Source organism: Pedobacter sp. A2324, assembly GCF_059693705.1.
Genome location: NZ_JCASSK010000006.1, coordinates 1 through 13,453, shown reverse-complemented (window position 1 = coordinate 13,453; position 13,453 = coordinate 1). Strand labels below are relative to the sequence as shown.

Here is a 13,453-nt window from a genome sequence, read left to right as displayed (position 1 = left end):
TATTAAAAAAGGTCCCGGTTTTATACCGGGACCTTTTTTACTTTAAACACTTTCTGTTATTTGAAAGCTTCTTTCAATTGTTCTGCTGCGTAGGCCTGTGCCGCTTTGGCTTCTGGCACCAATAATGCCATTCCAAAAAATTCATGGGTAACACCTTCGTAGTTTCTGCTGTTCACTTTAACACCAGCTGCTGAAAGCTTGTTTCCCAGCATTACACCATCATCATGCAAAGGATCAATCTCAGCCGTAATGATTGTGGTAGGGGGAAGACCTTTAAGGTTTGCATTTACTAAAGACATTCTAGGATCCTGAGCCTCGATCATCGTATTCAGGTACTGTTTAGTGAACCAGCCCATCATTGGTTTATTCAAGGGCTTGGCACTTGCATACATCTTGTACGATTCTGTATTCATATCAGCCTGTGCAATCGGGTAAACCAGTACTTCATGAACCGGAACCATGATTTTCTTATCTCTGGCAGCGATAGATACGTTCGCAGCCAGGTTACCACCAGCACTTTCACCAACTACAGCAATTTTAGCCGGATCACCTTTAATTTCAGAGGCGTGTTTTACCACCCACTCGTAGCTGGCAAAAGCGTCGTTATGAGCTATTGGAAATTTATTTTCAGGAGCCAAACGATAGGCTACTGAAACCACAACTGCATTTACCTGTTCCGCCAGTCCCTGTGCCGAAGCATTATAAACGTCAAGGTTAGCAATTACAAATCCTCCGCCATGGTAATACACAATTACCGGAAACGGCCCGTTGCCTGCTTTTGGCGTATAAATGCGCAGATGAACTTTTGCTCCGCTCACATCAATATCTTTACCCATGGTATCCACTTTTGACTCGGGCATAGTCACGTTATTTTCTTTAGCCAAATCCATTACGGCATCAGTTGGAGTATGATTTTTCCTAGCCTCGGTTGCAGTTAATGTCTCTATTGGCTTATCACCATAACTGGCCAGTTTTTCTATTACAACCTGCATTTCTGGTTTAATGGTTTTACCCCATTCAGGAGCAGGCCCGGCAGGCTTTAAGCCAACTGTTTTTGCTGAATCGGCCATGATAGAATCCGTTTGTTTTGCCGACTTATCGCCGCTTGAGCAAGCGCTCATGGAAATCGCTACGGTACATACGGCCGCAGTGAATTTAAATAAATTGTTTTTCATAGGTATTTTTGTTTCAAAGTATTGGTTTTACAACACCATGAAATCCTTAAGAGTTTTTCAATACCTACAACTTTTCAGAATTTACCGAAACTGCAAACATCTTGAGTATTTACGTTGTTCTATTAATAATTACACCAGTTGAAAACATTGCCAATACACTACCATATGAAAGGTTCAAAAACAGCAGCAGAAAGTAGCAAGGCTACATCAGCAAAAACAGAAAAAGCAAAAGGCGCGGATGAAAAGGTAACATCGGCAAAAGATGCAAAAAAAGTTGACGTAAGAAAAGATGCCCCGCGCAAGCAAACAAAGTCCTGAGCATCTATTTGATTGGCATGAAGACTCTATTAAATAGTAAAACTTACTTCTTAATTAGCGCATAAATCTTGTCCATCAACTCATCTATATTAAAAGGCTTAGCCATAAAGTCATCAGCTAGTATTCCATCTAATGCATAATTAGTTGAATTGTATCGTGCAGATATCATTAATACCGGCACATGTTTGGTGGTGCCGGTTGCCTTGAGTTCCTTCAAAAGCACCCTGCCGTCTATATCTGGAAGCATAATATCCATAATGATTACATCAGGCTTGAATGCGATAACATGATCTATAAAATCTGCACCTTTATTTAAACCGGCTACATTGAAGGCCTCACTTTCCAAAATAAGGGTGATAACGTCTAAAATTGCGTGGTTGTCTTCTACTACGAGTATATTTTTCTTTGCCAAGTGCGATGGGAACATTTAAAAATCCGAACAAAGATAAAATAAAATCAGATCAATAATACTGTATAGAACAAATTAGAGTATCTTAATAAAAGCTTAGCGTTTATAAATTCAAAAAATCTGATACTTTTGCAATACTTAACCCTATTATGAATAATTTCTCCGTTGATTTAACCAACTGCGATAACGAACCAATACACATTCCTGGTAAAGTGCAGTCACATGGTTTTTTGCTTGCAATCGATAAAACCAACTATAGCATAAGTTATGCAAGCGAGAATGCGGAAACCTTTATAGGCACCGCGGTTTCAAATATACTGGATCAGCCTGTAGCATCGCTTACGGGATTTATCAAACAACAGGAGCCAGACTTCAATCTGGAAGATTTGCTTAAGTTGGGCATGATCAGAAAAAGTTTTGACGCGATCAGTCCGCTCCCTGTGGAAGTAAACAACAAGGCATATTACCTGATTATCAATCAATCTGCAACAAACTGGCTTCTTGAATTTGAGCCTCTTACGCTACAGTACGACATTCAAAGCTCCATTGGCCGCTCCGCATCATCAATGCTGCAGGGGAAAAGTGTACCGGCATTACTAAAAGCTGGAGCTGCAGAGGTTAAAAGGCTTATTGAATACGACAGGGTGATGATTTATAAGTTTTTAGAAGATGGTCATGGAGAAGTTGTTGCTGAGGAGAAAGAAAAACATCTTGAGCCATTTTTTGGATTGCACTATCCCGCTTCAGATATCCCTAAACAAGCCAGGGAGCTTTATAAACTGAATTTGACACGATTAATCGCAGATGTAAATACAATTGATGCCCCAATTCTGACCTTTCGCGAAAACACACCTTTAGATTTAACCAACAGTAGCTTACGTGCAGTTTCTCCGATACACATCCAATACCTGAAAAATATGGGAGTGCATTCGAGTTTTAGTATCTCATTAATTTCTAATGGAGAATTATGGGGACTGATTGCCTGTCACAACTATAGTCCAAAGTTTATTGACTATAAAGCCAGGGAAGGCTCTAAACTTATCGGCGAAATTTTATCCTCTGCGCTGGAATTCAGGCAAGAGGAGGAGGATTCAGAAATTGTGGAAGGGTTTAAGGACACAGCTATTGTACTTGCTGAACACCTTTCAAGAGACCAGTATTTAGTGGATGCCCTAACCGGCCATAGTACCACGATCCTGAATGCCACACAAGGCGCAGGGGTAGCCATTATTTTCGAGAATAAACTTAAAACAATTGGAAATACTCCTGAAGACAAAGACATCTGGGAACTGGCCGAATGGCTGAAAACCAATAGCGACGAATCGATCTATTATACGCACCGCCTGTCTGAAATATTTAATCCGGCTAAAATGTACAAACAGGTTGCGTCGGGAATTTTAGTCGGTTCCATCAGCAAAAGCCCCGATGAAATCATAATCTGGTTTAAACCGGAACAAATCAGTAAGGTAAACTGGGCTGGGAATCCCGACAAAGCCGCCGCTCCTTCTGAAGGATTGCTGCAATTATCCCCGCGAAAGTCTTTCGAAATCTGGTCTCAGCAAGTTAACAATACTTCGGAAAAGTGGTTGCCGGAAGAAATTACCTCAGTACTGCGGATACGGGAAATTGTTGTTGCGCATATCAACAAAAAAGCCAATGAAATCAGGTTGCTTAATGAAAAGCTTCAAACTGCTTATGAGGAGCTTGACACCTTCAGCTATACCATTTCGCATGATTTAAGAACGCCACTTACATCGATTAAAACTTATGCAGAGTTAATGCTTAAGAATAAAAGCATAGATGAAAATGGTCAAAAAATGCTGGCCAGGATATTAACAGGGGCAGATAAGATGAACTTCCTGATCAAGGAAATCCTGAACCTGGCAAGGGTAGGCCGCTTGGAGATCAATTTTGAAAGGGTTAATATGACCAGCCTGATCAATGAGGTTACCAGCGAGGTATTGACGGCTTATAAAGCAGACAAGGCCGAACTTATTTTAGGGCAGCTGCCCGACATTAAAGGCGACAAGACTATGCTTGCTCAGGTTTTTACGAATCTGATCAGCAATGCAGTAAAATATTCATCAGCGGCACAAAAACCCAGAATCGAAATTACAGCTACAGAGAATAATTCAGAAATTGTTTATGCTGTTAAAGATAATGGTATAGGAATTGATAACCGTTACTATGACAGGGTCTTTGAACTTTTTAAGCGCATGGACAATGTGAAGGAAATTGAAGGAACCGGTGTAGGGCTGGCTATTGTAAAACGTATTGTTGAACGTCATTCAGGACGGGTGTGGTTTGAAAGCAAACTGAATGGGGGTTCTACTTTTTACGTAGCTTTTAAGAATTAATAAAAATGAAAACGCCAGATATATTTTACGTGGAGGATGATACCGATTACGCATTTTTTATGCAGAGCGCGGTTCAGGAGGTAAAAGATACTTTAAATTTAACCATCGTTGAAGATGGTAAGGAGGCATTGACCAAACTACAGAGCTTTGTAGATAGTAAGGTAAAACCAAAATTGATTTTACTGGATCTGAATTTGCCAGGCTTATCAGGATTGGACCTGCTTAAATTTATAAAAGACATCCCATACCTGAAAAGCATCCCCGTGATATTATTCTCTACATCAGACAATCCGGACGATGTAAAAGCTTCTATTGAGTTCGGCGCCAATGCTTATCTTGCCAAACCTAATGGTTACGAAAATCTGGTGAAATGCCTGCACTCCGTGCACGACTTCTGGTTTAACCAGCATTTACGACTGAATTAACATTACTTACACTGATATTAAGATTCGAATCATTACATTCGAATCTTTTCTTTTTTATAACCTTTAATATCATAAAATTCCGAATATGATTGCCAACTTATTGAGAACCGAAACGGCCGCAAGCCACAAAGAACTTGAATCACTCATGTACGTCAATGAAATTATAAACAATTCATTGAGCGTTGAACAATATAAAAAACTACTAACCATTAATTACATTATTCACCAGAAACTGGAGAACAAACTGGCAAATATGCTTGATGCGGATCTGGCCAGTGAGCTGGATATGAAAAGCAGGTTGAAGCTCTCCGCTTTGGAAAAAGATTTAGCCTACTGGAACATTGATAGCCTTACGCTGCCCGGCCTGAATTTCGATCTGTTTATTCCGGAAAAAAATAACGCTGAAGTACTGGGTGCGTTGTACGTGCTGGAAGGGGCTACACTGGGCGGAAACATGATTAAAAGGCATATTTTAGCAAATCCTAACTTCAAAGACGATGAGGGCGGATTAAATTATTACGGTGTTTATGGCGAGGAGTTAAGTGCAAAATGGAAATCCTTTGTATCCATCCTGAACGAGACGGTTTCAGAAGCCGACTATGAACGCTGTATTGCCAGCGCAAACCATACCTTTAACAACCTGATCAACCTCTCAAAACAACTGAACTAAAAGACAGAAATTTGGCCATAAAATTTAAAAAAATAGTCCTGCTATATTTCCACGGCATTTTTGACTTGTGAAAATGTGCAAAACTTATTTTAAATTAATATTTGCATTCTGTTGTTAATTCGGAGTAAATATGTATAATTGAACAAAAATAAATTTTTTAAACCTTTAAAAACATCAATTAGCGATGGAAAAATTCTCAAAAGTTAAAGCTGCTGTTGCTGCTATCGAAGCAGATGTAGAAAAATTTTATAATGCTGGCAATGCAGCTGCTGGTACTCGTGTGCGTAAAGCAATGCAAGATCTTAAAGTTTTAGCACAAGAAATCCGTGCAGAAGTAACTGACAAGAAAAACTCTGGAAAATAATATTTCGCGAGTATGAAACAAAAAGGGTTCTGGTATGCCAGAGCCCTTTTTGCATTTGTGCCGGCTAGGATCGCGGATGAAACTGTGTCACTATCTCCCGAAGGTAATCCCGGTCCAGATGAGTGTAGATTTCAGTGGTGGTGATGCTGGAATGCCCGAGCATTTCCTGTACTGCCCTTAAATCTGCTCCTCCTTCAATCAGATGCGTTGCAAAGGAATGTCGAAGGGTATGGGGGCTAATGGTTTTTTTAAGCCCTACTGCGCTTGCAAGGCTTTTTATCACAGTAAACACAGTTATTCTGGAAAGCTTGGCACCAAAACGGTTCAAGAATATATAGTCCTCACTTCCTTTTTTTACCTTCATATGGACACGAATCTGATGCAGGTAAATGTCGAGCAGCTTCAGTGCGACACCGCCAATGGGCACCAGGCGTTCCTTGTTTCCTTTTCCTACAATCTTAATAAATTCAATCTGGGGGTAGAGATTTGAAATCCTGAGCTCTGTCAATTCGCTCACACGCAAGCCACAGCCGTACAGTACTTCCAATATTGCTTTATTTCGCATGCCTTCCGGCCTCGAGGCATCTATGGCATCGATCAGTTGATTGATCTCCATCAGGTTCAACGTATCGGGGAGCTTACGGGTAATTTTAGGTGCTTCAATCAAAGCAGTCGGATCAAGCGCTATTTCCTCTTCAATTAATAGATAAGTAAAAAATGCTTTTAACCCCGATATTACCCTTGCTTGTGTACTGGCCAGCATACCAAGCTCATTTAGCCAGGAGATAAAGGACTTAAGGTGAGATGGAGTTATTTCGTTCAAAGCTGGCGATAAACCAACAGACGCAAAATACTGAGTAAGTTTATCCACATCAGTGAGGTAAGCGTGTATTGAATTTTTTGAAAGCGAACGCTCCAACTTCAAATAAGCACTAAATCCCTTAATATATGATTGCCAAAGCATGTTTTTATTTAAGATTTTTTTTATAACATTGCAGCGTTACAATTTTTAGCGTTGCAAATTCATGAAAATACAAATTATAAACGGCCCCAATTTAAATCTGCTAGGCGTTCGTGAACCATCCATTTATGGAAATACAAGTATAGAGGATTATATCGGAGAACTGAAAGCCATTTATACACATGTTGAAATTGAATATTTTCAAAGCAATGTAGAAGGTGAATTAATTAATAAGCTTCACGAAATTGGATTCAGCTATGATGGTATCATACTGAATGCTGGTGGATATACACATACTTCCGTAGCACTTGCCGATGCCATTGCAGCCATCAAAACGCCAGTAGTTGAAGTTCACATCTCTAATATTTATGCTCGCGAAGAGTATCGCCACGTTTCGCTAACAGGCAAAAACTGCCAGGGTGTACTAACCGGCTTTGGTATGAATGGCTATAGGCTGGCACTGGAAAGCTTACTCATTAAAAAATAATATTATGATCAAAAAAACGCTTCTCTTTTTATTATTATCCACACTTTGGGCAAATGTGAATGCCCAAACCAATCCTACAAATAAACTGGATGAACAATCCGTTGTCAGGGCTGAAGATGGCAACGTTTATCCTTATTCCGTGTGGCGAAAGTTGTTATCAACAGGTAAGTATGCGATAAAAAGCCGCCAGACATTTACGGATAGTGGAAAGCCTGAATATTTGCTTTATGAGCTTTCTGAAGCCCAACAACAAGCCTATTTTGCCAGGCGACCGAAACCGAAAGCAAGCGATTGTTTTACAGAAGGGGAGGCGTTTTCAGGATTTAAGGCTTCGGATATCAACGGCAACAAGTTCGACCTCCGCAAAGCAGATGGAAAAGTTGTGGTGCTGAATTTCTGGTTTATCAAATGTCCACCCTGCAAACAGGAGATCCCGCAGTTAAACGAACTCGTCGCAGCATATAAGGGCAATGAAAATGTCGTTTTCCTGGCTGTTGCACTTGATGAAAAGTATGATCTGAAAGAATTCATTAAAACAAATCCATTTAATTATCACATCATCGACAACGGTAGGTCCATCACCACAAAATACAACCTGAAATACTATCCCACTCACGTAATCATCGATGGGACGGGTAAAATTCATTTTTCGGCATCGGGACTTGCCTCAAATACCATGTATTGGCTCAAAAAATCAATAGATGAGACGCTGGCGCTTAAGTAAGCTTCGAAAAATACCTGATCTTTTTGATAAAGAATGACCAAACAATGCTGTGGCCGTAAACACCCGCATGCGACTGATATGGCTTTTGAGAGGATTTACGTTTTCTGTTTGTTTTCGCAATAGACTTTATAAAATGCCAGTGGCCCTTGCTTACAGCGAGGGTAAATTTTGGTTTACCTGACAAAAGAAAGTGCCACCAAGCCACAAAATCAATCCACATACGGATGGTGATTCTAAACACCGCATCGCCTGCAGGCAGGTTTTTCTGCATAATGATGAGACTGTTTCTAAAATTAAGATAGGTTTTGAATGGGTTTTCGGTTTGTAGTGTACCGCCACCCACATGAAAAACTTCAGCATCAGGACAATACACGACCTTATAATCCATATTTTTTAAGCGCCAGCAAAGGTCGATTTCCTCCATATGAGCAAAAAGATCGGCATCCAGGCCATCTGCTTCTTTCCAGCATTTACTCTTGATGAAAAATGCTGCGCCACTTGCCCAGAAAACCTCCGATTGCTGGTTATATTGTCCTTTGTCTTGCTCGTACACATTAAAAAGCCTTCCACGGCAAAAAGGATAAGCATAAATATCCAGATAGCCACCTGCGGCACCAGCATATTCAAAATAATTTTTGCTCAACTGCGACTTTATTTTAGGCTGCGCAGCAGCAATAGCCGGATCATTTTCCATTAGATCAATTACCGGCTTAATCCAGTTTGGCGTTACTTCCACGTCGGAGTTCAGGAGAACGAAATAATCAGCCTCAACCCGTGCTAAAACCTGGTTATATCCGCCGGCAAAACCGTAGTTTGAATCATTTTTAAGCACCTTAACCGCAGGAAAGTTTTGTTCCAGAAAAGCAACAGAATCATCGGTAGATCCGTTATCGCCCACAACAACCTGCAGGTTATCATATTCGCTTAAAAGTATACCTGGTAAAAATTGTTCTAGAAATGCCTTACCGTTCCAGTTTAAAATGACAACAGCTACTGATGGGTTCATGCTCATTATTCGGGTTTAAACTTCCAGCGTTTATGGCTCCAAAGCCAGTATTGCGGATGTTCATTAATTATATTTTCTAAAAATTTAAAGTGCAGGTGGGTAATTTCATATTCATCCATTTCCATTGGATTAAGGCACATGGGTAAAACTTCTACGTGATAATATCCTCGCTTAACTACTGTAACCTTGAAATAATAAATTGGTCGCCCGTTAGATTTTGCAATCTTTTCGACGCCGAGAAGTGCAGCAGTAGGCTGATGAAGAAAATCGACAAAATACTTCGTTTCGTGTTTTACCGGAGCCTGATCACTCGCGAAGCATAACAATGTGGGTTCATTTTTATATGTAGCCATCCCCCTCAATGTTTGTCGCATAGCGATGAATATATTACCATACCTGGTGCGCATCTTATCAAACCAAAGGCCAAATATTTCATTACTCAATGGCTTATAAATCACCAGGGTTTTGGCAGAAATGTTCAGCCCTAATGCAAGTGTGCCAAGCTCCCAATTTCCATAGTGCCCCGTACAAGCCAATACGCTTTTTCCGGCTTTGAAGTGTGCTTCCAAAAGCTCAAGCCCTGTAAACTTTACCCGTTTCAAGGTTTCCTTTTCAGAAATGGTAGACATTTTGATGATTTCGAAAATGAGATCTGCAAGGAATCTGAAGAATTCCTTCTCTATAACAATTATTTCATTCGAAGACTTTTCAGGAAAAGAATTGGTTAAATTCTCCCTGACTACTTTTTTTCTGTACCCAATTATGTAATAAAGCAGATAATATAGTAATCTTGCAAAGAAAAAGAGCATAGGCAATGGCAACAGCGATAGCGTAAATAAAAAAAATACGCCCAGGTGCGCAAATCCTCTTTTAATCATTATTTTTAAACGTTTCAGCTACAAACATAAATTTTCAAATGCACAATACAGCAATACTTCCTTTATTTTATCTTCCTCCAGTGGGTTATTTCAGTTTATTGCAACAGGCCGGGCAGGATTTCCTGATCGAAAAGCATGAACACCTGGTGAAGCAAACTTATAGAAACCGGGCAAGTATATATTCTCCAAATGGAAAGCTGGATTTAACCGTTCCATTGGTAAAAGGAGCCAAAACGCATACGACGATGAAAGACGTGAAGATTAGCTATGATTTCAACTGGCAGCGTCTACATTGGTTAAGTCTGGAAACCTGCTATCGCAGTTCCGCTTATTTTGAATATTATGAGGATGAGCTGTCTGTATTTTATACAAACAAGTTTGAATACCTGTTCGACTACAACATTCAGCTTCTGGAATGGTTGAATAAAAAACTTAAACTGAACATTAGCCTCAATACCACTACATCCTACGAAACTGAAATAGGGGAAAGAATTGATTTCAGAATGGCCATGAATCCTAAAAAAGCGGACGAGCTAACCTGTAACAAACCCTATTATCAGGTTTTTGAAGATAAACATCAGTTTTTACCCAACTTAAGTATCGTAGATTTGTTATTTAATCAGGGCCCGCAAGCCCGGTTATATTTATAAGTTATGGGTAAAAACAAACCACGTAATCGGCACAAACATTATAACGTTCCTGCACCCGGAACCAGTCCGGGGTTATATGCCATTGATGATGATGCGCTTAAACCTAAAATAGTCCTTCATACCTATAGCGACAAAAGCTATAAAAAAGAGGAGTTGCAAAACATCAATAATATAGATAAACTGGTACAGGACAAAAGCTTTTACTATTGGTTTGATATTAAGGGATTGGGTGACGCCAGTATTTTCGAGACACTATATGCCAAACTCGATATCAGCCGGCTGGTTCTGGAAGACATTACAAGTTCTTACCAACGGCCTAAGCTTGATGAATATGATAACGACAAGTACATTTTTGCGGTTAGCCGGCATTTGTATCTGAACAACGAAGATGTTTTAACCAACGATCAGATTTCATTTATTCTCTCAGAACGTACCCTGATCACTTTTCAGGAAACCTATGAAGATTGCTTCGAGCCCGTAAGAAAGCGGCTTGAACTGGGCAAAGGAAATATCCGTATCGGTGGGAGCAGTTATTTAATGTATGCCATTATGGATGTCATTGTGGATAATTATTTCGCGCTTCTCAATTTCTGGGGAGAGGAACTCGACGCCATTGAAGACCGTTTATACGATCACCCGGACAGGCGCATCATGTACGATACCCAGGCGATCAAGCGTTCGCTCATTACAATCAGAAAAGTGGCCTGGCCGGAACGTGATAAGCTCAATGACATCATCAGAACCGATAGCCCATTAATCTCTGATTTGACGAAAACCTATATGAAGGATGCCTACGATCATTGCATCCAGATCATTGATTTTATTGAATCGCTTAAAGAGATTGCCTCTGCGAATATCGACATGAACCTTTCTATTACCAGTAACCGGATGAATGAGATCATGAAGGTACTAACGATCATTTCCTCCATCTTCATCCCCCTGACATTTATTGCTGGTATTTATGGGATGAACTTTAGTCGTGAAGACCCGGCAACCGGTAAAATCATGCCCGATAATATGCCGGAACTCTACAGTCCCCATGGTTATTTCTGGACCTGGGTTGTGATGGGTGTAATCGCAGTTGTGCAGGTAATTTACTTCTGGCGTAAGGGATGGTTTAAATAAATCTTTTTTTCTATTTATTGTGCCTATTTTTAGCTACATTAAAGGTAAATAAGGTAGTTTGCGCTGTGTCATATATACGGTGTAGCATGCACCCCTGGCTAAAATTGGTTATATAAAAAGATGCAATCATTCGAAATAGATAAAAGCGACGTACTTAAAGTTAAAAATGCCATCTTAGCTGGTGATGAGATCTTAAAAGAGGTTTTAGATGAGTATCATGCCTCTGAAATCGCCATTCTCTTCGAGCGTTTAGATAAGTCACAACAACAGCATATAATTAATTTGCTGCCTGCAGAAACTGCCTCAGAGATCATCTCTGAAATGGATGAGGAATCTCACCCTGAAGATTTACTGTTTCAGCTTCATCCCGATAAGCGTACCGAAGTAATCGAAGAACTGGATTATGATGATGCAACCGATATTATTTCCCAGCTCGAAGACCATGAGCAGAATGAAATTTTAGAAGATCTGCAGGATGAACATGCAACAGAAATCAGGAACCTTTTAACCTACGACGAGAAAACCGCAGGTGGTTTGATGAACACCGAGCTCATCTGCGTAAACATCAACCTCACTAAAAAGGATGCGATTGATGAGATTATCCGCCAAAGTGAGGAAATGGAGGAGTTTTACACCATTTATGTTGTTGATGACGCAGAAGTTTTCAAGGGAATAGTTTCGCTTAAGGATATCATTAAGGCAAAACACAATGCCAAAATTACTGAACTGGTTAAAATAGATGCCGTATATGTGCATCCATCTACCGATCAGGAAGAAGTTGCCAATCTGATTTCTCAATATAACCTCACCAGTATTCCGGTAATTGATGATAACCAAAAGCTGCTCGGCAGGGTAACTTTCGATGATGTTATCGACGTAATGGAAGCGGAAAGTACCGAAGATATCCTCAAGATTTCAGGGGTTTCGGAAGATGAAGAACTAAGCGGTAACTGGATTGAAGCGGTGAAATCCCGCTTGCCCTGGTTGATCATTAACCTGGGCACCGCATTTCTGGCCTCATCAGTTGTGCGCTATTTTGACCCTACAATAAAACTGATCCCATCATTAGCGGCTTACATGACCATCATTGCTGGCATGGGCGGCAATGCGGCTACACAAGCCCTGGCAGTAACTGTAAGGCGTATTTCACTATATGATTTAACGGATAAACAAGCTTACCGAACAGTTTTAAAAGAGTTTACAGTAGGTCTGATCAATGGTGCAGCAAATGGCTTAATTGTTTTTGGCTTCGCCTGGTTTTTCGATGGGAACCCACTGCTTGGCTTGGTGATCTTTTTAGCCATGACGGGAAATTTGCTGATTGCAGGTATAACAGGAGCGGGGATCCCGTTGATTTTAAAGCGGGTGGGTATCGATCCGGCTATCGCCTCATCCATCATCATCACTACATTTACCGATGTTTTTGGGTTCTTACTGATATTGGGACTGGCCAGCAGATTACTGCTTTAGTTTTTTACTTTCGTTTTTAGATTGCGCATATAACCTCCCGCTGATCACGCTGATTTCCGCAGATAACCAATTCAAATCTGCATGCATCTCCTTAATCTGGGGGAGAAAATTCTAAAGATATATCATATCGCCTGTTTCCCGCTGATCACGCTGATTTTCGCAGATCAAAAATATAAATCTGCGTGCATCTTCTTAATCTGCGGGAGAAAATTCTAAAGATATATCATATCGGCTGTTCCCGCTGATCACGGCGATCTACGCACATATCAATCATACCTGCCTGGCGGTAAAACAAAATGCCCCGACGAAGCAGAACTTCATCGGGGCACTTATCATTATCGTTTAATTAACGACTAGTATAAAGTAAACTCAACACGACGGTTTTCTTGACGACCAGCTGCAGTTTTGTTAGTTGCAATTGGTTGATCAGGTCC

The 13,453-nt window shown here is 40.4% G+C and carries 15 protein-coding genes; 10 read left to right on the top strand and 5 right to left on the bottom strand.

Annotated elements, in window-relative coordinates:
* Positions 1–56 precede the first annotated feature (56 nt).
* Positions 57–1,175 carry an alpha/beta hydrolase gene (locus tag AC570I_RS17255; protein ID WP_497406467.1) on the bottom strand — a complete coding sequence of 373 codons (1,119 nt, stop codon included), beginning with the start codon at positions 1,173–1,175 and terminating at the stop codon, positions 57–59.
* Between the two features lie 165 nt (positions 1,176–1,340).
* On the opposite strand from AC570I_RS17255, the gene AC570I_RS17250 reads away from it, so the two are divergent.
* Positions 1,341–1,493 (top strand): hypothetical protein, encoded by a 153-nt coding sequence (locus tag AC570I_RS17250; RefSeq protein ID WP_497406466.1) that lies wholly within the window; start codon positions 1,341–1,343, stop codon positions 1,491–1,493.
* A gap of 43 nt (positions 1,494–1,536) precedes the next feature.
* On the opposite strand, the gene AC570I_RS17245 is transcribed toward AC570I_RS17250, so the two are convergent.
* Positions 1,537–1,920 (bottom strand): response regulator transcription factor, encoded by a 384-nt coding sequence (locus tag AC570I_RS17245; protein WP_047797739.1) that lies wholly within the window; start codon positions 1,918–1,920, stop codon positions 1,537–1,539.
* Between the two features lie 131 nt (positions 1,921–2,051).
* Here AC570I_RS17245 and AC570I_RS17240 point away from each other — a divergent pair, with 131 nt between their 5' ends.
* The 4 genes from AC570I_RS17240 to AC570I_RS17225 all read left to right on the top strand — a co-directional run bounded on the left by AC570I_RS17240 (position 2,052) and on the right by AC570I_RS17225 (position 5,718).
* Complete coding sequence (locus tag AC570I_RS17240; protein ID WP_497406465.1) at positions 2,052–4,259, top strand: ATP-binding protein; 2,208 nt, start codon at positions 2,052–2,054, stop codon at positions 4,257–4,259.
* 5 nt (positions 4,260–4,264) lie between these two features.
* Entirely contained in the window at positions 4,265–4,684 is a 420-nt protein-coding gene (locus tag AC570I_RS17235) for a response regulator (protein WP_047797737.1), read from the top strand.
* Positions 4,685–4,769: 85 nt separating this feature from the next.
* Positions 4,770–5,354: a biliverdin-producing heme oxygenase gene (locus AC570I_RS17230; protein ID WP_047797736.1), complete on the top strand. Its 585-nt coding sequence runs from the start codon at positions 4,770–4,772 to the stop codon at positions 5,352–5,354.
* 184 nt (positions 5,355–5,538) lie between these two features.
* Complete coding sequence (locus AC570I_RS17225; protein WP_010602585.1) at positions 5,539–5,718, top strand: BF3379 family histone-like protein; 180 nt, start codon at positions 5,539–5,541, stop codon at positions 5,716–5,718.
* Between the two features lie 64 nt (positions 5,719–5,782).
* Here AC570I_RS17225 and xerD read toward each other — a convergent pair whose 3' ends face one another.
* Positions 5,783–6,682: a site-specific tyrosine recombinase XerD gene (gene xerD, locus AC570I_RS17220; RefSeq protein ID WP_497406464.1), complete on the bottom strand. Its 900-nt coding sequence runs from the start codon at positions 6,680–6,682 to the stop codon at positions 5,783–5,785.
* Positions 6,683–6,743: 61 nt separating this feature from the next.
* On the opposite strand from xerD, the gene aroQ reads away from it, so the two are divergent.
* Both aroQ and AC570I_RS17210 read left to right on the top strand, forming a co-directional pair.
* Positions 6,744–7,166 (top strand): type II 3-dehydroquinate dehydratase, encoded by a 423-nt coding sequence (aroQ, locus tag AC570I_RS17215; protein ID WP_497406463.1) that lies wholly within the window; start codon positions 6,744–6,746, stop codon positions 7,164–7,166.
* 4 nt (positions 7,167–7,170) lie between these two features.
* Positions 7,171–7,890, top strand: a complete 720-nt coding sequence (locus AC570I_RS17210) for a TlpA family protein disulfide reductase (protein WP_497406462.1) — start codon at positions 7,171–7,173, stop codon at positions 7,888–7,890.
* On the opposite strand, the gene AC570I_RS17205 is transcribed toward AC570I_RS17210, so the two are convergent.
* Both AC570I_RS17205 and AC570I_RS17200 read right to left on the bottom strand, forming a co-directional pair.
* Positions 7,883–8,896, bottom strand: coding sequence for a glycosyltransferase family 2 protein (locus tag AC570I_RS17205; RefSeq protein WP_497406759.1), 1,014 nt, complete (start codon positions 8,894–8,896; stop codon positions 7,883–7,885). The genes AC570I_RS17210 and AC570I_RS17205 overlap by 8 nt on opposite strands.
* A 5-nt stretch (positions 8,897–8,901) precedes the next feature.
* Complete coding sequence (locus AC570I_RS17200; protein ID WP_497406461.1) at positions 8,902–9,774, bottom strand: lysophospholipid acyltransferase family protein; 873 nt, start codon at positions 9,772–9,774, stop codon at positions 8,902–8,904.
* A gap of 38 nt (positions 9,775–9,812) precedes the next feature.
* On the opposite strand from AC570I_RS17200, the gene AC570I_RS17195 reads away from it, so the two are divergent.
* The 3 genes from AC570I_RS17195 (at position 9,813) to mgtE (ending at position 13,019) form a co-directional block, all read left to right on the top strand.
* Entirely contained in the window at positions 9,813–10,424 is a 612-nt protein-coding gene (locus AC570I_RS17195; protein ID WP_497406460.1) for a WbqC family protein, read from the top strand.
* 3 nt (positions 10,425–10,427) lie between these two features.
* The gene (gene corA / locus AC570I_RS17190) at positions 10,428–11,549 is read left to right on the top strand and encodes a magnesium/cobalt transporter CorA (protein WP_047797730.1); all 1,122 of its coding nucleotides are present in this window, start codon (positions 10,428–10,430) and stop codon (positions 11,547–11,549) included.
* Between the two features lie 120 nt (positions 11,550–11,669).
* Positions 11,670–13,019, top strand: coding sequence for a magnesium transporter (gene mgtE, locus AC570I_RS17185; RefSeq protein ID WP_047797729.1), 1,350 nt, complete (start codon positions 11,670–11,672; stop codon positions 13,017–13,019).
* Positions 13,020–13,453: the final 434 nt, after the last annotated feature.